Below are 19,221 nucleotides of genomic sequence, written 5' to 3'. Positions count from 1 at the left end.
CATCACGAGAAGGCCACGAGAAAGACACGAGAAAAAATGTCCTGGAACAGCAAAGTCATCTGGTCGGAGGGGATGTTCCTGCAGCCGCAGCATCTGCAGCAGCACGACCGTTATCTGCAGACCCAGCTGGAAACGCGGGCTGCCGGTCTGCGTCCGTACAGCTGGGGGCTGACCGTGCTCGAGATCGACGAGCAACTGCTCAAGCTCGGCAAGGTCGCGCTCCTGTCGTGCGCCGGTGTGATGCCCGACGGCACGCCATTCAATCTGCCCGCCGACGACGATCTGCCCGAACCGCTCGATATCCCGGAGGGCACGCGTAACACGCTGGTCGCGCTGGCGCTGCCGGTGCGCCGTCCGGGCATTGCCGAGACGGGCAACGAAGCCAGCGAGGAAAACTTCGCGCGGCATGGCGTGGCCGAACTCGAAATCGGCGACAGCAACGATCCAAATGCCGCGCCGGCGCTGATGCAGATCGGCAAGCTGCGCGTGCGGCTCGCACTCGAACCGGACGTCGCGAATGCGTATGCGGTGCTCGGCTGCGCGCGCGTCGTCGAGCGGCTGCCCGACAACCGCGTCGTGCTCGAGAACGACTACAGTCCGCCGTGTCTCGACTACCGGGTCGGGCGGCGTCTCGCTGCGTTCGTCGACGACCTTGTCGGCCTGCTGCACCAGCGCGGCGAGGCGCTCGCCGCGCGTCTCGCGCAGCCGGGTGTGACGGGCGTCGCGGAAGTGTCGGACTTCCTGCTGCTGCAACTGATCAACCGCCACGAACCGCTCGCCGCCCACCTGTCGACGATGACGGGCCTGCATCCGGAAGCGCTGTACCAGATCGCGGTGCAGCTCGCGGGAGAGCTCGCAACGTTCAGCCAGCCGACCAAGCGCCCGCCCGCGTACCCGGTGTACCGGCACGACCGGCTGCGGGAAACCTTCGCGCCGGTGATCGACGATCTGCGCGCGTCGCTCAGCATGGTGATGGACCCGCATGCGGTGCCGATTCCGCTCGAAGAGCGCAAGTTCGGCCTGCGTGTGGCCCTCGTGCCGGACAAGAATCTGTTCGCTTCGGCGACCTTCGTGCTGGCCGTCCGTGCGCAGATGCCGGCCGAGCACATCCTGACGGGCTTCGCGCCGCAGGTGAAGATTGGGCCGGTCGAGCGCATTCGCGATCTCGTGAACCTGCAGTTGCCCGGCATCGGGCTGCGCGCGCTGCCTGTCGCGCCACGCCAGTTGCCGTTTCATGCGGGGTTCACGTACTTCGAGCTCGATCGCGGCAACGAATTGTGGAAGCAGTTCGCGACCTCCGCCGGCATGGCGTTGCACGTCGCGGGCGACTTTCCGGGGCTGGCGATGGAGTTTTGGGCCATTCGCCGCTGACGCATTGATCGAGGACACTCATTGTGACTCCTGACGAACCACGTGGCCCACTCGAGGATCCTGGCGCGACGATTCTGATCCCGACGCCCGGCGGCGCGCGTGCCGCTTTTGTCGCCGCCGCGGCGACCGCGGCGCCGATCTCGCCGCTGACGGGCGGCCTCAATCCGTTGCTGCGCGCGGCCAATCCGCTGCTCGAGCTGGCGGTTCCGCTGCGTCAGTTGCCGACCCATCCGAATGTCGAAGAGTTGCGCACCCAACTGATCCAGATGATGCGCACCTTCGAAACCCAAGGGCGTGCGAGCGGCATCGACGACGAGAAACTCGGCGCATCGCGCTACTGCCTGTGTACGTTCCTCGACGAGGCGATCTCGAGCACGCCGTGGGGCGCAGGGATGTGGGCGAGCCGCAGCCTGCTCGTGACGTTTCATAACGAGGCGTCGGGCGGCGAGCGCTTTTTCCTGATCCTGCAGCGGCTCGCGCAGAACCCCACCGGGAATGTCGATGTGCTCGAGCTGATCTACGTGATTCTCGGGCTGGGCTTCGAGGGCCGCTACCGGCTGATCGACGGTGGCCGCACGCAGTTGGACACGATCCGCGAGCGGCTCGAAACGATGATCCGCTCGCAACGGGGCGCCGCCGAACGCGATCTGTCGGTGCATTGGCTGCCCGTCAAGGCCGAGCGCAAGCCGCTGTTGCAACTGGTGCCGCTGTGGGTCGCCGCCGCGATCGCCTGCGTGGTGCTCGTCGCCGTGCATCTGGTGCTGAGCCTGCGCCTGAACGACGAGTCCGATCGCGTGTTCGCGGCCTTGCATGGCGTGCGCGTCGCGCCGCAGCCGCTCGCGGCGAAAGCCGCGCCGCCGCCGCCCGCGCTCGCGCCGAAGCTGTCGCAGTTCCTCGCGCCGGAAATCGCGCAGGGGCTCGTGCGTGTCTCCGAACTGCCGGATCGGACCGTCGTCGAGATCAAAGGCGATGGGCTGTTCGCGTCGGGCAGCGCGGAGCTCGAATCGGCATATATGCCGTTGATACAGCGCATCGGCGATGCGCTCAAGGACGTGCCCGGCAACGTCGTCGTCGCCGGACATACGGACAACCAGCGGCTGCTGTCGGCGCGTTTTCCGTCGAACTGGCATTTGTCGCAGGCACGCGCCGATGTCGTCAAGGACATGCTCGCCGCACGCACCGGCACGCCGGGGCGTTTCGTAGCGGAAGGCCGCGGCGACACCGAGCCGATCGCGCCGAACGACTCGCCTGCAAACCGCGCGAAGAACCGCCGCGTCGACATCACCATACTCGCACCGGGAGCGGCATCGTGAGTCCGCTCGCCCTCCGTGCGCCGCACCTTGAAGGTGGTTGCTCATGAAACTGCTTGGCTGGTTCATGCGGCCGATCGTGCTGTCGTTTCTCGGCGTGCTGGCGCTTGCGCTGATCGTCTGGATCGAAGGGCCGTTGCTGGCGTTTGCGGGCAAGGCACCGCTCGAATCGGCCGCGAGCCGCTGGATCGTGATCGCGGTGCTGTTCGCGTTGTGGGTGCTTTACTGGGGCGTGCGCTGGCTGATCGTGCGGCTCGCGAACGTGAAGTTCACGCGGGTGGTCGCCGAAGAGGCGCCGCAGCCCGGCAGGAAAGAATCGGAAGCCGATGTCGCCGCGCTGAAGCAGCGCTTCGACGAGGCGATGACGATCCTGCGCAAGGCACGCGTCAAGGGGCGCTTCGGTAGTCAGTACGTCTACCAGTTGCCGTGGTACATGTTCGTCGGCGCGCCCGGCACCGGCAAGACGACGGCACTGCTGCATTCGGGCCTCAAGTTTCCGCTCGCCGAGCGGCTTGGCAAGCAGGCAGTGGGCGGTGTTGGCGGCACGCGCAATTGCGACTGGTGGTTCACCGACGATGCCGTGCTGCTTGACACGGCCGGTCGCTTCACGACACAGGACAGCTTCGCCGAAGCGGATCAGGCCGCATGGGGCGGCTTTTTACAACTGTTGCGCAAGTACCGGCCACGGCGGCCGCTGAACGGTGTGATCGTCGCGCTGTCGGTGCAGGATCTGCTGCAACTGTCCGACACGCAGCGCGCGGTGCAGGCAGGCGCGGTGCGCGAACGGCTCAAGGAGTTGTACACCCGTCTTGGGATGCGCTTTCCCGTCTACGTTGTCGTGACGAAGTGCGACCTGCTGGCCGGGTTCGCGGAATTCTTCGATGACCTCGGCCGTGACGAGCGTGAACAGGTGTGGGGCGTGACGTTCCCTTACGTCGCGCAGGGCGGCCCGGACGAAGCGCTGGCGACGTTCCCCGGCGAGTTCGCCGCGCTCGAGAAGCAGTTGCAGGCCCGTGTATTGCACCGTATGCAGCAGGAGACCGACACGCGCCGGCGTGCGCTCGTGTACGGTTTTCCGCAGCAGTTCGCCGGCCTCGAAAACATGCTGACGGGCTTCCTGCAGGAAACGTTCAGCACGTCGCGCTTCGATGAGGCGGCGCTGCTGCGCGGCGTCTACTTCACGAGCGGCACCCAGGAAGGCCGGCCGATCGACCGCGTGATGAGCGCGGTCGCGTCGGCGCTCGGTTTGCAGCGTCAGGTCGTGCTGCCGGACCCGGCAAGCGGACGGGCGTACTTCATCACGCGGCTGATGCGTGACGTGATTTTCCAGGAAGCCGGGCTGGCGGGGACCAACCCGAAACTGGAGCGTCGGCGCACGTGGCTGCAGCGCATCGCGCTCGGTCTGATCGGCATTGCGGTGGTGCTCGCGCTGGTGCTGTTCTTCGTCAGCTATCAGCGCAACCGCGCTTATATCGCCAATGTCGAGCAGCATGTGACCGAGTTGCAGAAGCTCGCGCAGAACACCCGCGCGGGCGACGATCCGCTCTTGCTGCTGCCGTTGCTCAATGCCGCGCGCGACCTGCCTGGCGGCTACGCGGATCGCAACAAGAGCGTACCGTGGCTCTCGCGGCTCGGGCTGTACCAGGGCGACAAGCTGGGCCTCGAAGCGCAGGCGAGCTACCGGCGTCTGCTGAAGCAGACTTTGCTGCCGCTCGTCGTACACAGGATGGAAGACGAACTGCGGCGTGGCGACGCGAACAATCCCGACTTTCAGTACGAGGTGCTGCGCGCGTATCTGATGCTCGGCGATTCGGCCCACTTCGACGCCGATTCCGTGCGGCTGTGGGCTGACATCGACTGGCGGCGCGGGCCGTTGAGCAATGCGAGCGACGATCAGCGCAACGACATCGACGGTCATCTCGCGGCGCTGTTCCAGCCCGCGCAGTTCGACGCGTCGCTGCCGCTCGACAAGGATCTGATCGCGCAGGCGCGCACGACGCTTGCGAAGATGCCGCTCGCGCAACGCATGTTCAATCGCGTCGCGCGCGATCTCGAACAGGCGAAGCTGCCGCCATTCAGCGTCGCAGCCGCGGCTGGTCGCAACGCGTCGCTGGTGCTTGTCAGAAAAAGTGGTGCGCCGTTGACGCGCGGCGTCTCCGGTGCCTACACGCGGGCGGGGTATCAGAAGTTCGGCCAGTTGCGCGACGAGGCGGTGATCGATGTCGCGAGAGACAACTGGGTGCTCGGTCGTGAGGAATCCGTGCTGACGCCGAACGGTATCGACGATCTGAAGTCGGCGATGACGCAGTTGTACTACGACGAGTACATCAAGCAGTGGGACGCGCTGCTGGCGGATGTCGCCGTGGTGCCGTTCGATGGCGTGGAGAAGGGCGCGCGCGTGGCGAACGTACTCGCCGCGCCCGATTCGCCGTTGAAGGCGTTCATGCTCGCTGCCTCTCAGGAGACCACGCTCGGCACGGTGAAGACGGGTGGCTCGCTGGTCGAACAGGGCGTCGGCGCGTTGGGCAACAAGCTCGATGCGGTGAAGAAACGGCTCGAAAACGCGCTCGGCAACCAGCCAGATGATGCGGCGCCGCCGCCCGCGCTGGTCAATCCCGTCGATGCGCACTTTCAGGCGCTGCACGACCTCGCGGGCAAGCCGGGTGCAGCGGGCCCTGTGCCGCTCGATACGCAACTCGCGGCGCTCAAGGATGCGGCGTCGTATCTCGAAGCGTCCGACGCGGCGCGCAAGCAAGGACTGCCCGCGCCGCCGGGCGACGCGCTGAACAAGCTGAAACTCGTCGCGCAGGGCGCGCCCGCTCCGCTTGCGGGCATCGCAAACGACATCGCGAGCGGTGGCTCGATGCTGATGGTCGGCGGCGAACGTGCGCGTTTGAATGCGTTGTGGCAGGCCAACGTCGCGCAGCTTTGCCGGCAGGCGCTCGATGGCCGCTACCCGCTGGTACGCGGCTCCAACCGGGATGCAGCCCCCGACGACTTCAGTCGGATACTCGGGCCAGGCGGGCTGATCGACGACTTTTTCCAGAAGAACCTGGCCACCCTGGTCGACATGTCGGGGCCGCAATGGCGCTGGCGCACGGGTGCCGATTCGCTCGGCATTCCGGCGGACGTGCTCACGCAATTCCAGCGGGCCGCGCAGATCAGGGACGCATTTTTCCGCGCGGGCGGGCGCGACGTGTCGGTTCGCTTCACGCTAAAGGTGCTCGACATCGATCCTGCCATCGACCACGCCACGATCGATATCGACGGGCAGCAACTGGTTGCCGCCCATGTGGATCAATCGATGGTGTTCCAGTGGCCAAGCGGCAAAGGCACCGGACAGGCGCATGTGGATTTCGACCCATCGGGGGACTCCGCGCGGGCGGATGGGCCGTGGGCGCTGCTGCATCTGATGGACAACGCGCGCTTGCAGCCGACCGCGCAAGCGGACCGCTTCAAGATGACCTTCGAATCGGACGGACACCCGCTCGTGCTTCAGCTTGACGCGAGCAGCGTGACGAATCCGTTCCGTCGCGGGGTGTTCGAGCAGTTCCGTTGTCCTGACCGGTTATGAGCGGATTCGTCGCAGAGGGGCCGGGTTTTTTCGGCAAGGTGCGCACGCATGGGGACTTCGTGACGCGGCGCTTGCCGCCCGAATTCATCACGCCGTGGGATGCGTGTTTGCAGCAGGGCATGTTGTTCGCCAAGCGATGGTTCGACGCACAGTGGTTGCCCGTTTACCTGAATGCGCCGATCTGGTGTTTTGCGCTCGGCGCGGACGTGTGCGGTGAGTCGGCGTGGGCGGGTGTGCTGATGCCGGGTGTCGACCGGGTAGGGCGCCACTTTCCGTTCACGCTCGCCGCGCCGCTCGCGCGCGACGATACCGCGAACTGGCTGAGTGGCGCGCAGGCCTGGTACGACGAGGCCATGCGACGCGCGCTATCGACGCTCGACGCAGACTTCGTGCTGGAGCGTTTCGATACGCAGCTCGATGCGTGGGGGCCTTTGACGGCGGCGCCAGCGCAAACGCCTGCGCCTGCGTGGCGGCTGTATGCGGTGGAAGAGGAGGGACACGAATCGAACGAAACGGAACAGGCTGCCGGCGCCCCCGATCGCTTCGCCGCTTTGCTCGCGGTGTACGTCGCGGCGGGATCGGGCGCGTGGTGGACGGAAGGGTCGAGCGCGGTGCCCGCGTCGTTGCTGGCAGGGACGGGCTTGCCGGATGGCGAGCGTTTTGTCGGGCTGCTCGATAAGGCGCGCAGCGGCTGGCGGTCGGTTGTCGAATTACGGTTGTGAGAACCGCTCGAAGGTCCAAAGCGGTAGACAGTGTAGGCATCGATGGGAGGTCGGGGTATGTCTGGCTCAATCGTTTCGTTTCTGACGGGACGCGCGGCGCGCGGGGCGCGGGTCGTCGCGCTGTGTGTGGTCGCGTGCGCGAGTGTCGCCCATGCGGAAGACCCGGTGGTCAAGGAGCAGGACATCGATGAAAATTCGGTGACCAAAGCGCTGACGCCGGAGGATAACGACAACATCGTCACGCGCGGCTTCGTGCTGTCGAACAAGCCCGGTGCGACGGCGAAGCCGGCGGCCACGGCGAAGGCAGCATCGCTGCAGATGCTGATCACCTTCACGACCAACTCGTCGACGCTCACCGACACCGCGCAAGCCGCGCTGGACAAGGTGGCCCACGCGCTGCAATCGGACCGGCTCGCGGCGTATCGCTTCCGTGTCGAGGGACACGCGGACCCGCGCGGCTCGGCCGATGCAAACATGAAGCTCTCGCAAGACCGCGCTGCCGCCGTCGTCGAATATTTGACGCAGAAGGACGGTATCGCGGCCGAGCGTTTGACGTCAGTCGGCAAGGGATCGTCAGAGCCGCTGAACAAACGCAATCCGACCGCGCCGGAAAACCGTCGCGTGACGATCGTGACTGTGACGAACTAGACGCGAGCGGCCTTAGTGGCGGCGATGAAACTTTCCTGCAGACGCGGCATCCGGTTGACGACGGCCTGCGCGCTCTCGTTGTCGGCGGGGTGGTCCGCGGACAACGCATGCGCGCAGGCGGGCAGCGCGCGGCTGGAAATGCAGAGCGAGCACGTCGACATCCGGCGCATACCGCTCACACAACTCGATGCGTCGTTGCCGGGCGATGCCAGGCTCGCGCTCTTTGCGATTGCCGACCGTCCGGGACTGTATGTGATGCACGCGCCGAGCCTGGCCGAGCAGGGCGCGATGTTTTCGCGGGTGGTCGCGTTATTCGAGCGCCGCGACATGCCGCACGATCGTATCGTGACGATGGCGGCGATCGCGACGCACGCGCGGCGCTTCGGCACGGATCCGGCGGGACTGACGGCGGGCAACAATTTCAGCGCGGTCGAACTCGCGCACTTCTTCGACCTGGCGCATCAGCAGCGTCTGGAATTGACGCCGGGCGAACGCACGCTGCAACGCGTGGTCGTCCAGATGGGGCTGATCGTCACGCGCGATGGCAACTGGCAGGCACGCAGCACGCATGATTTTCTGATCACGATTCCGGGACTGGGTCCGGCGCCCGGCGGCGAGATGATCGATGCGCCCGTGCGGGCGGCGATCCTCAGTCATGAACTGGGTCACTGGCAATATTTCTCGAACGATGCGTACGCGCACGCATGCCGCTCATTCTGGTGGCACGAACTCAGCTACGCGGAACGTGCAGAGCTGACACGCCAGCTCGAGGCCATGGGCTATGACCCGAGCGACAGGATCGTCATCGATGAGATGCAGGCGTATTTGCTGCATACGCCGGCGCGTTATATGCCGTTTGCGGACGTGCCAGGGCCAGCCGGAGTCGATATCGCGAAGATACGCAACAAGCTGCAGAAGGCGGTGACCACGGCCAGCCGATGACACGACGAGGCGATTGATGATCGACTATCGGGAACCGTTGAATGGCATCCTGCCGCGACTGTCGCGTGAAAGTGCGCCGCAGTGCTTTCGCGACAAGGTAGGGCCGTTGCTGGTCGCGCTATGGGCTCACGACTACGCGCGCGGGGTGCCCGCTTGCGAGTTGCTCGAGACCTCGGACGCCGGCTTTTCGTATCTGTTCGACGTCGCGGCCGAGCGTCTCGTGGCGGCTTGGGGGCTAAGCCGCGGTAAGAACCACGAGTCGCGAGCGGTGATCGCCACGCGGATGAAAGGGCATCCGCTTGGCAACAGCGGGCGTTATCACCGCGGGCACGCGATCGCCCACACGTTGGGCGGGCGTACGGACATCAATCTCGTTCCGCAGCTAGGCAAGATCAACTCGGGGCCGTTCAGGGCGCTCGAACGCAAGGCGGTCAGCCATGCGGGAGCGCTGTATTTCACGTATTGGCGGTATGGCCGTGGTGTAAGCCAGGTACCGGTTGCCGTCGAACAGGGCCTGTTGTGCCCGGGCGAAACCGTCTGCACGTTCGAGCTCAATAGTTTCGAGAACTAGGGCTTCCCGATACCGGCTCACCAGACGTTCGACCTGGCGTACGATCAGGCCCAGCCGGTCGGCGGCCTGACGGGATGTTGCTGCCTTGTACGCGATTCTTGACGACAAGGAACGACAATGCTGTGAGCACCGACTTGCCGCGTGATTCGCGGTTCACACCTTAGTCAACTCGTTCGACACCATGAAGGTATGTCTCGACGCTGAGCGTCCGACTTCAGCGGGATGGGTGCGGGTGTATTGCCCAGATGAAGCTATCCGGCTCCTTATACTATCCAGGTGACGTTCAGGAAGCCGAACGAAGGTTGGAAGGAGCGACAGGCATCAATCGCCGTCCTCCTCGTGCTGATGATGTTTCCAGCCCTTGTGCAAGCCATTGTCGTGCCATTGCCGACGATCCCTGTACTCGCCCTCATATCCGCGACCGCTGGCATCGGGCGCTTGCGCGTACATGACGGGAGGCTCCTGATACACGCCTGGCTGTCCCGCGTATTCGACTACGGGAGCCGCTTCAAACACGACGGTTGGCGGCGCTTCATACACGGGAACGGGGCGCGCCGGACGGGGACGATCCTGCGTCGCGAAATCGCCCGCACGACCAGGCCGCCCCGTAGCAAACTGCGATGCAGCGAAATCCCGGGACGGTGCAGCGCCGTGATTGAACGGCGGGGAAGGCACGTGGCGGGCGATTTCAGCGCGGGAAACGGCAGTCCCACGAGAAGAAGCCGACGATGGCGGTGCGCTACGACCGGGTGAAGACATCTGTCGCTTTGGCGGTGCGGATCGGGGAATCCCGAGCGCCTGCCGCACGCTCGCCATAAAGTGCGACGCCCAATTACCGCGATTTTGGTGCACGTCGCTGCCCGCTTTGCCAGGCCGCCCTGCAACTGGCCGCCGTGCAGCAGAAGCCCGGGAAGGTGCCGCGCGGCGCTCGGGCGAAGTGGAAGGCGTAGGAGTGGCGAGTGCGGTATGGGCGATTGCGCGAGCAGCAGGTGCGGTTGATGGCGTGACCGGACCCGACGAGGACACTTGTTGTGTCGGCGATACCGGTTCGATTGTCCCGTGCGCCTCGGTGCTGGCCCTGGATACGTCGTAGGCGCTCTGATCATGATGGTTCGGCCAGACATCGAGCGTGATGGCACCCGCGACCCCGAAGGCCAATGCGCTCCTCCACGCAACCCAAAGCTCGGGGCGTCCGAACCACGTAGTCGGTGCGACGGGCACTGGATCAACAGCAAGATGGACGCCGACAGCAAGGATACCTGCACGCCGATGCAGCAATCCCGGCTGCATGGACACGGCGCCAGCCGCCGACTCATTTCGCGTGATCTTTCGAGAGAACCGCCTGAAAAGAATGATGACCGAAACGATCACGCACATCAGCGTATTGGCCAGATTCATCCAGAACATCCCGTTTGGAATTCCCCGGCTCATTTCGAGGAGCATGAGTGCGAACGTGCCATTGCTGATAGCCCAGCTACCCCAACTGAGCAGACTGTGGCTGCGCACGTCTGCTTCCCTTGCGAGGAGTTTGCCGATGGTCGGAAGGTACGTCAGGATGCGCGCCCCATTCCAGAACAGGAACATCGCGCTAAGTACCTGGATGTAGAGCTCGTGAGACATCTCGACTTCCTTGCCAGCCGTGGCAGGGCGGGCCATGTACTCCGTCGCAGGCACCCGGGGCATTTCATGCGCAGTTCCTGTTCAACGAGGAACTGCTTACGCTTGCCAGCTAGAACCCGACCGGCCAAGCCGCATGCGCCCAGGCACGCCGATTTTCAAAGGTCATCATGCAGACCTTTGTAAACGGTTGGTACTTGACGGGATCGCTTGAGCTTTGCGACCGCAAGCAAACTCGCGGCGGCCATTACGATCGTCCGCATCGTCTCGCGCCAACCTTGAGGTCTGACTAAAAAGCATGCCAACTCCGCGTCCGACCGCTCGTCCGATGGTCCGATTTGTCGGCCGCGTGGATAGCAACGTTTTCGTAGCCCACTGGCTCATTCTAGAAAACTTATCGCAATGTCGCTGCCCGCCGTCTCTCGCCTACGGCCGCGCTGAACAAGCCGGTGGCTCGATTCAGGAATATTTAAGTACGAAGCGTGGCTGCGTTACGCAGGAGCATTGCAAGTAGGGCACCGCTCATGTCGGTATCGGTATCAGGTCGCCCGCTGTCAGCGGCTCTTCGCATACACACATGCCACATCAATGTCGACCACGCGGGCGCCGATCGCAACGACGTTGGCATCTACGGGCGGTCGATCGTCAGCGCTCTCGCGGCTCCTCGCTGATCTCGCTCCCTCACCATGCATCTTGCATGAAATGTTGTATCGTCGCCTCGGCTTGCACGGTTTGACAGTTGTTACTAAATGTTTCTGGTACATTACGCGCGCCTATAGAACTCCAGTAGCGCATAAAAATGAACACGAGAGCTTACCGGCTGGTATCCAGCCGGATCCGGGGAACGCTGGTCGCTGTCGAGAGAACGGCAACCGGCAAACAGAATCGGGGTAACGCAGATGTCACGATGACTGCGTGCCAACACGGTGTCCGTTGGTCGCGACGCCACGCTGCACCTGACGCGACACCAAGCGGCATTTTCGCGCGCGATGGATACGACCAGCTTGCTGCGAAGATATTGCCCGCAGCGCAAGCGCTAGCACCACAGTAGTTTCGCCGCCATGAAGATCAATTACCCTGGCCGGATCACCCGGCCCGGCAGGCATGCGCACGTCCGAAGCAACACGGGCGTTTCCTCCTGGCACGGACGACACCCGCTCACCCTTCTTTGTGGCGCGCTCCTCGCCGCATCCTCTGTACACGTCGCGCATGCACAGGTAGCCGACACGCTGGGCGAGCAGGAACAGCGTCGTCGCGCCCAGCAGCAGGCGATCGAGCGCGAGCGCACGCTGCAGGCACCCAAGGTCGAGCTTCAGGCCGCCGCGCGCCCAGAGATCGATGACGGCAACCCTAACGCCTCGTTCAGCGACCGCTCTGCTGCGCAAAATGTGCTGAGAGACCTCCAGAATGCACTTAGGGGAAAGTGATGGAAAATTTACAGAACTTTATTATCAAGCTAACCAAGACCGAGATTCTCAAAGCGGCAAAAGAGGACGCGATTGCTGATTGGGGAGACGATATTCCCATCACCATCTTGCTAGCGAACATCGGAAAGAAAACCGCAGATCACTTCGAGAAATTCCCAGCCGATGAACGGATCTATATTTTCAACATCATCGAATCTGCCATGATTGCTAGTGATATCGATCTCAAAACGCCCGTGGCGACGGGCCTCCTTGAAGCGCTTTACTTGCGAGCTTCTTCGGATGCTGTTCGATTGAAAGAGATTGAACAGCAACTCGGTAATGCATCGAGAGAGTACCTGGTCGAATGGAGGAGGTGGAGCGAATAGTCGCTCGACGAGCGGGCCACGACTGAGGCGTTGAGGTTCGCGAGCGTCTACAGCGGCGAATACTGCGAAACGACAAGCCGAGAGGAAACGCGATCATACGCGTGATGAGTTGGTGCGCCTGGTTCCTGTCGGTGATAATGCGGGAGTCAGTTCGTTCTATATGTCTCGCGCCCAGTATGATTCGCTTATTGGACAGAATGCGAGTGCTACGAGCGCGGCCGACGCGCTGGGTTTGCCCGCCGCTAGCTTTGCAAATGGCGGGTTCAAAGGATTCCAAGCCTTCTCAATTCAACCGCAGCCTGGGAAAATTGTAAGTGTCTACCAGAGCACGATCGCACCGGCAAATCAAGGTCAATATAGCGGCAGCGGGGGCTCGTGCAGTACGTCGTGCCTGATCTAGGGAGTTTCACACCGCCCAAGTCGATCCTCGGCGGGATCATTCGGTAAAGTTACTATGAGTGAATTTGCCAAAGCGTTGATTGAACGTGCAGAAGATGTCGAGCCTCTTTTTGACGAAGCTAGCGGCCGCAACGAAGACGTACGCCACCTATATGAGCATCATCTCATGCCCATCATCGCCGCAATAAAGACAGGGGAAATCACTGCGCCGAGTGATGCACTTGTCGGCTATTGGCACTATTTTTCCCCAGAGGGGCCGTGGGACTTGTGGATCAATTTCCCGAAGCTGGTATCTGGCATGTCTATCTTGATCAACCTCCTTAACCTGAAGGACGAGGCGGACTTTGAAGCGTATCGACGTCGTCACAGCATTCGGTAGAAGATGAACAAGATGTGTTCAACCTGCAGTTGCACTCCGCTGAGAAGCAGAAGATCCAAGCACTCGCGAATGGAAATGCGACCAAGGAGGCAAGACTTACGGCCGCTGCAGTAGTTCCGAGGGGGGATAGCATTCACCCCAATAGCGGGTATTGGATGAGTCCACATCAGGCGCAAGCAGTCGCAATCACGACTCAAGAGCAAGCGGGGCAGGCGTTGGGATTGCCGGCTGCGCAAGCAGAGAACATACTAAATAATGGAGTGGATTTTTATTCCATAACGCCAAAGTCGGGGAGTGTGCCCAATGTATTTGGGTCTGATATTGCTGGCACCAGTCAAGGGAATGTGGTGACGTCTCCATTTGCATAGCAAACGATCGTGCCAAATAGGAGTAAACGGACGTCGCCAACGCTAGTAAGCCCATTTATGCTCAAACCGAATCGATGGCTATGGATAAGATAAGTAACCTCCAGGAAATGGCATCGATCTTTCGCTCGCTACTAGAGATGCACGAGAGGAAGGATGCAGATGCGGCCCTTCTACTGAAGTGGTTGACGCCGCTTTTTGATGATATAGCCAAAGGAAAAGTGGTTCCGCCGCAACACTTTGAGTACGGGTTAGCGCTTGGCAAAGATAGTCCTTTCTATGAGCCAGATAGTCTCTATTCGACACCTTATTCCGATTTCATTGCTACCTTGGAAGATTGGAGTTCGCAGCCGTGGTATCAGGATGCACTGAAGCGTACGCGAACTTAAATGTTGCAAGCGGACCTGTACGACCGCCAGCTACATCAAATCGAGGGAGGCTGGAAGGCGAACGTAAAGAAGTTTGCGGATTTCTACGCATCAGCGACAGGATAGACAATTACAAAAGAGAACGCGCAATCATTATTTTTTGGATTCCTCAACGCATAGATAGCTTTATGACGAAAACAAGACTAATTACCGCGTGCATGCTCGTCATGCTCGCAGGTGTACCACAGTTGGTCATCCCTATCCCTTTCCCAAGGACTCGGAACCTTCCGCAGAACTCCAGATTCAAGGCAAGGCCGTCTACCTCCTGACAGTGAACGAAAAAGGCTGCTACGCCGGCAAGACCTACATCGATGGTAGTCCGGGTGCAGCGCCTGTAAAGATCGTTCCGGACAAACCGCTCACGATCTCTTACGAGGAGAACGTATGCATGTTGCCTGCATCTTTTACCCCGCAGAAGGGTGGGCGATACCGTCTGGTGGTGTGGGAGGGGCACAAGCCCATCGACCCAAGCATGCAATTCTTTCAGTCGATGATGCATGTGCAGGACCGGCAATGTGTCGTCGGCGTTGCGGAGGTCAGTCCTGAGGGGGAACCTGTGAAGCCCGTCAAGGTCATGGAACTTCACCCCAAGCAAACCGGCTTCACATGTATCAAATTCCGCTAAAGACCTCAACTTATCTCTAAGCTTGCCTCATTTTTCATAGCGTCCGATGCCGTTGCTTAGTGTACTGCACACGTTCGCACTTTATGAGTACGACGAGGCGGGCAACAGGGACACATGACGTTATTCCTTGTGGGGCAAGTCCTTCACAGAGCTCATACCGCCTAAGACGAATTGGGCCTGGTCGTCAGTGCTACCGAACCTTTGTTACGAGGCAGGCACGGATACCAGCGCGAATCGGCTGAAGGCAGCAGCCACACGATTTTTGACCTGGTTTTACTTGACGTTACTCCTCGGACTGGCAGGAGTGCTGCTTGGCACGATGAAACTTTGGCTAGTGCGCTACATGTCATCGTTGCCATCGCCCAGTCTGCATGAGCTAACGCTTAAAAGTATAGAAATTCTTCTTGGAGGAGCCTTTCTCCTGTCGGGCGTTGGCTCTTTTTTCGTTGTTTTGGCGAATTGGATTTGGCCGGACAAATTTCCTTTGCGAAAGAAATTTTGGAAGAAAGATTGATCTGTATAACAGGTGGATAGCTGTAAAGCTACAGCTACTTCATTTTAGTCCGTACTGTTGCAGCTTTAATAAGGAGCTGGAAACCCGTCCAACTTCCATCACGCACCGCTATTTTCGTCAAGACTGTGTCGCGCATTCATCGCTGGCGCTCCCACAGGACTGTCCGGCGCTCAAACTACCCAAACACGACATCTCTATTTAGCCGAAACCCGACATTTCTATTTGGGACCTACAAACAGAACGTCGATAATTTATGTTATGTCAAATTAAGAAACTCGCCAATCAACCATCTGTTGAACCCCGACCTTGACTGGCACCCACCACCAGCCAAGCCTCCACAAAACCAAACCCACCTCAAACCCCCACATCCTCAACCAACCCCGCCTTCAGCGCCCGAATGCGCCGATCCACGAAATACCCGCCACCTTCCGTATAACGCAAGTACAACCGCCCGCAGTCCGAACACTCCCACACACCACACCGGTTATACGGAAAGTACCGCGGCGCGATCGGCGCATCCGGCGACCAGTACTGAACGTTATCCGGCCGATACTCAGCAAACGTCGGCTCGGGATCATCCTCGCGCATGAGCGTAGCCACCTCGACAAGCCGGGTTTCATCGAGCGAAAGCGGTTGCGATTGCCATCCATCGAGCGGCGTCTTCGTACACGAGCAAGGCGCTGAACCATTCTCTTCAGCGCGCTGAGCAAGTGCAACGAGAGCCGCTGCGTCCACATAGGGTGTCATGAAGTATTGCCTGTTTCCGGGTTGATTCGATGCCGACGGCGCGAGCGTCCCTTATACCTCAACTCGCGTAACCACGCCGCGCCGCTCGCAAAACCTCACCCGTTCATCATCCGATCGCGATGCGGCATCACCCATGACCGGTCGAACCGCCCTTCGGCAATCGATTGCAACGCAGCCGCTTCCTTCGCACCCTGCTTGCGCGCCCCTTCAATCACGCTTTCCACATCCGAAGGCGCAATTGCTAGCAGCCCATCTTCATCGCCAACAATGATGTCGCCCGGATTCACCACCATCCGCCCAACCGTCACGGGCACGTTGATTTCCCCGGGCCCGTTCTTGTAAGGCCCGCGATGCGTAACGCCCCGCGCATACACAGGAAACTCGCGTTGACGCAGCGCGCCGACATCGCGTATCGCGCCGTCGATCACCAGCCCCTGCACGCCGAGGCTTTCCGCATAGCTCGCCATGATGTCGCCCATCAGCGCCTGGGTCAGCTCGCCGCCACCGTCGATCACGAGCACGTCGCCGGGCCTGCAAAAATCGAACGCTCGATGGATCGCGAGATTGTCGCCGCCGCGCGTGCGCACCGTGACAGCCGTGCCCGCCATCGCATGCGGCTTGTGATACGCCTGCAAGCCCACTATTCCACTCGCGCGCGCCATGTTGTCGCTGAGCAGCGACACCGCGAGTTCGCGCAACGCACCTAGCGTTGCAGGGCTCGCTTGTGGAGCCGATTCATATTCGCGCCAGCCGATCGGATTCATATCGTCGCCCCTTCCGTTGCCAGTTGTTTTTCGAGTTGCGCGGTGAGGCGTGCATACACCGCCCGCGCGTTGTCTTCGTAGATGCGCTGCCGGTCCACGTCGCTCAACCATTCGATTGCATCGATATAGCGCCGCGTGTCGTCATAGTAGTGACCGGTCTCGGGATCGATGCCCTGCACTGCGCCGATGGTTTCCGACGCGAAAAGAATGTTCTCGACGGGAATCACTTTCGCGAGCAGCTCGGCGCCGGGCTGGTGATAGACGCACGTATCGAAGAACACGTTTTTCAGCAGATAGTCGCGCAGCAACGGCCGCTTCATGTCCTGCGCGAGCCCGCGATAACGTCCCCAGTGATACGGCACAGCGCCGCCGCCATGAGGAATGATGAAGCGCAACGTTGGAAAGTCCGCGAACAGATCGGCGGTGAGCAACTGCATGAACACAGACGTATCGCCGTTGATGTAATGCGCGCCCGTCGCATGAAAATTCGGATTGCACGATGACGAGACGTGAATCATCGCGGGCACATCGAGTTCAACCATCGCTTCGTATAACGGATACCAGAAGCGATCGGTAAGCGGCGGCCCAGACCAGTGCCCGCCAGAGGGATCCGGATTCAGATTGCAGCCGATAAAGCCAAGCTCCTGCACACACCTGCGCAGTTCTGCAATGCTATTGTCGGGCGACACACCGGGTGCCTGCGGCAACTGGCACACCCCGACAAAATGCCTTGGAAACAGCGAGCAAACACGATGCACGAGGTCATTGCACTCGTTCGACCAGACGGCATTCGCCTCTGCGCCTGCGAGATGATGTCCCATGCCCGCAGCGCGGGGCGAGAAGATCGTGAGGTCGGTGCCGCGCTCGCGTTGAATGCGGCGCTGTCCCGTTTCGATGCTTTCGCGGATCTCGTCATCCGTGATGACGGGACGCGGCGGCACGGGCGTGCCGTCTTTCAGCGCGGCAATCTGCTTCGCGCGCCACGCCTCGTGCGATCGTGGCGACGTCGTGTAATGACCGTGGCAATCGATGATCATGTAGCGAACCCTTTGAGTCTTTCCAATGAACTTGCGATAAACGCTATTAGCTGCCGGTGGCGGCATCGCCATTCGCGAGCGCCGAAGACGCGCCCTCCTCCGGCGGCGTGACCCGCATGACCAACGCGATGATCGTCGCGATCACGAGGAACGCCGCGATGGTCAGCAACGCCAGCGAGAAGTTGCCCGTCGCGCGGCGCACCAATCCAATGCTCCACGGCCCCACCAGTCCGCCGAACTGCGCGATCGTGTTGATCAGCGCAATCGTGGCGGCGCCCGCCGCGCCTGTCCTGAACGACGACGCGAGGCTCCAGAACAGCGGATTGCCCGCGTAAATAAAGAGTCCCGTTACGCACAGCAGCGCATAAGCGATCACGGGATTCGGCGCATAGGCACTGCCCGCGATGGCAATCGCGCTCGCGCCATACACGAATGCGAGGTGCTTCTTGCGGTCGCCGGAACGGTCGGAACTGCGGCTGATCAGGAACGTGCCGAGCACGCCGAGCAGCGGCGGCGCTGCAGAAAGAAAGCCGACTTCGATATTGCTCAGATGGCCGAGGCTCTTGACGATCTGCGGCAGCCACAGAAAGAGCCCGTAAATCCCCACGAGCGCACAGCCGAACAGACATGCAAGGCTCCACACGCGGATATCGCCTGCCACGCGCAGAAACGAAACATGCGTATGGCCACCGAGCGCTTCGCGTTCCGCAGCGAGCGTCGATTCGAGCCAGCGCTTCTCGTCGTCGCTGAGCCATGCAGCGTCGGCGGGACGCTCGGTCATGATGCGCAGCGTCAGGAGGCCGAGCAGCATCGCCGGGACGCCTTCGAGGATGAACATCCATTGCCAGCCATGCAGTCCGAGCACGCCATTCGCGTAGGTCATCAGCGACGTCGAGATCGGGCCGCCGAGCACCGCCGAAAACGAGCCCGCAATGATGTACCCGCCAACGGCGCGCGCCCGGTAGCGTTCGGGAAACCACTTGGTCAGATAAACGGCGACGCCGGGAAGAAAACCCGCTTCCATCACGCCGAGCAGAAAGCGCAGCACGTAGAAGCTGGTGTCGTTGAACACGAATGCCGTGGCGGCTGCGACCGCGCCCCACGTGAGCAGAATGCGCGCAATCCACCGACGTGCGCCGACACGATGCAACAGCAGATTGCTCGGCACTTCTAGCAGCATGTATCCGACGAAGAAAATACTCCCCGCGAAGCCGAACACGGCAGGACTGAAGCCCATGTCGTTGTTCATATCGAGGGCTGCGAAGCCGATGTTGATGCGGTCGAGATAGTTGAAGAACATCATTGCGAAGAGCAAGGGCATCAAGCGCCCGTACACTTTTCGCATGGTTGCTGCTTCGTCGATGCGGGTCATGCCGTCTCCTTCCTGAGCGCGCGACACTGCGGTCGCTTCATTCC

The 19,221-nt window shown here is 61.5% G+C and carries 17 protein-coding genes; 12 read left to right on the top strand and 5 right to left on the bottom strand.

The window, feature by feature from the left end; genetic code table 11:
• Positions 1-36: 36 nt before the first annotated feature.
• Genes tssK through BLT65_RS05060 form a run of 7 tightly spaced genes read left to right on the top strand, consistent with a single transcriptional unit; the run spans position 37 to position 9,138 of the window.
• A complete protein-coding gene (gene tssK, locus BLT65_RS05090) occupies positions 37-1,371 on the top strand; it encodes a type VI secretion system baseplate subunit TssK (RefSeq protein WP_091775504.1) in 1,335 nt (444 codons plus the stop codon).
• A gap of 23 nt (positions 1,372-1,394) precedes the next feature.
• On the top strand, positions 1,395-2,684 hold the full coding sequence (locus BLT65_RS05085; protein WP_042306124.1) for a DotU family type VI secretion system protein: 1,290 nt from the start codon (positions 1,395-1,397) through the stop codon (positions 2,682-2,684).
• A gap of 43 nt (positions 2,685-2,727) precedes the next feature.
• Entirely contained in the window at positions 2,728-6,255 is a 3,528-nt protein-coding gene (gene tssM, locus BLT65_RS05080; RefSeq protein ID WP_091775501.1) for a type VI secretion system membrane subunit TssM, read from the top strand.
• On the top strand, positions 6,252-6,977 hold the full coding sequence (gene tagF / locus BLT65_RS05075) for a type VI secretion system-associated protein TagF (protein ID WP_091775498.1): 726 nt from the start codon (positions 6,252-6,254) through the stop codon (positions 6,975-6,977). The genes tssM and tagF overlap by 4 nt, the downstream gene beginning before the upstream one ends.
• Before the next feature lie 57 nt (positions 6,978-7,034).
• The gene (locus BLT65_RS05070; protein WP_042306121.1) at positions 7,035-7,625 is read left to right on the top strand and encodes an OmpA family protein; all 591 of its coding nucleotides are present in this window, start codon (positions 7,035-7,037) and stop codon (positions 7,623-7,625) included.
• Positions 7,626-7,649: 24 nt separating this feature from the next.
• Entirely contained in the window at positions 7,650-8,567 is a 918-nt protein-coding gene (locus tag BLT65_RS05065; RefSeq protein WP_091775495.1) for a hypothetical protein, read from the top strand.
• 16 nt (positions 8,568-8,583) lie between these two features.
• Complete coding sequence (locus BLT65_RS05060; protein WP_091775490.1) at positions 8,584-9,138, top strand: DNA/RNA non-specific endonuclease; 555 nt, start codon at positions 8,584-8,586, stop codon at positions 9,136-9,138.
• Between the two features lie 321 nt (positions 9,139-9,459).
• On the opposite strand, the gene BLT65_RS46340 is transcribed toward BLT65_RS05060, so the two are convergent.
• Entirely contained in the window at positions 9,460-10,794 is a 1,335-nt protein-coding gene (locus tag BLT65_RS46340) for a hypothetical protein (protein ID WP_208545730.1), read from the bottom strand.
• A 1,022-nt stretch (positions 10,795-11,816) separates the two neighbouring features.
• On the opposite strand from BLT65_RS46340, the gene BLT65_RS47595 reads away from it, so the two are divergent.
• The 5 genes from BLT65_RS47595 to BLT65_RS05025 all read left to right on the top strand — a co-directional run bounded on the left by BLT65_RS47595 (position 11,817) and on the right by BLT65_RS05025 (position 14,743).
• Complete coding sequence (locus tag BLT65_RS47595) at positions 11,817-12,182, top strand: hypothetical protein (RefSeq protein ID WP_091775484.1); 366 nt, start codon at positions 11,817-11,819, stop codon at positions 12,180-12,182.
• Positions 12,182-12,547, top strand: coding sequence for a hypothetical protein (locus BLT65_RS05040; protein ID WP_091775480.1), 366 nt, complete (start codon positions 12,182-12,184; stop codon positions 12,545-12,547). The genes BLT65_RS47595 and BLT65_RS05040 overlap by 1 nt, the downstream gene beginning before the upstream one ends.
• A gap of 454 nt (positions 12,548-13,001) precedes the next feature.
• Positions 13,002-13,325, top strand: a complete 324-nt coding sequence (locus BLT65_RS05035; protein ID WP_042306116.1) for a hypothetical protein — start codon at positions 13,002-13,004, stop codon at positions 13,323-13,325.
• A 448-nt stretch (positions 13,326-13,773) separates the two neighbouring features.
• Complete coding sequence (locus BLT65_RS05030; protein ID WP_103254621.1) at positions 13,774-14,079, top strand: hypothetical protein; 306 nt, start codon at positions 13,774-13,776, stop codon at positions 14,077-14,079.
• 310 nt (positions 14,080-14,389) lie between these two features.
• A complete protein-coding gene (locus tag BLT65_RS05025; protein ID WP_091775476.1) occupies positions 14,390-14,743 on the top strand; it encodes a hypothetical protein in 354 nt (117 codons plus the stop codon).
• 868 nt (positions 14,744-15,611) lie between these two features.
• Here the strand turns inward: BLT65_RS05025 and BLT65_RS05020 are convergent.
• The 4 genes from BLT65_RS05020 to BLT65_RS05005 form a co-directional block, all read right to left on the bottom strand.
• Positions 15,612-16,004: a hypothetical protein gene (locus BLT65_RS05020; RefSeq protein WP_042304895.1), complete on the bottom strand. Its 393-nt coding sequence runs from the start codon at positions 16,002-16,004 to the stop codon at positions 15,612-15,614.
• 95 nt (positions 16,005-16,099) lie between these two features.
• On the bottom strand, positions 16,100-16,768 hold the full coding sequence (locus BLT65_RS05015; RefSeq protein WP_091775472.1) for an RraA family protein: 669 nt from the start codon (positions 16,766-16,768) through the stop codon (positions 16,100-16,102).
• Positions 16,765-17,805 (bottom strand): amidohydrolase family protein, encoded by a 1,041-nt coding sequence (locus BLT65_RS05010; RefSeq protein WP_091775469.1) that lies wholly within the window; start codon positions 17,803-17,805, stop codon positions 16,765-16,767. The genes BLT65_RS05015 and BLT65_RS05010 overlap by 4 nt, the downstream gene beginning before the upstream one ends.
• A gap of 46 nt (positions 17,806-17,851) precedes the next feature.
• Positions 17,852-19,177 (bottom strand): MFS transporter, encoded by a 1,326-nt coding sequence (locus BLT65_RS05005; protein ID WP_091775465.1) that lies wholly within the window; start codon positions 19,175-19,177, stop codon positions 17,852-17,854.
• Between the last annotated feature and the right edge of the window lie 44 nt (positions 19,178-19,221).

It is taken from the genome of Paraburkholderia steynii (genome assembly GCF_900100565.1).
Taxonomy (GTDB): Bacteria; Pseudomonadota; Gammaproteobacteria; order Burkholderiales; family Burkholderiaceae; genus Paraburkholderia; species Paraburkholderia terrae.
This window is presented reverse-complemented; position numbering and strand designations above follow the sequence as displayed.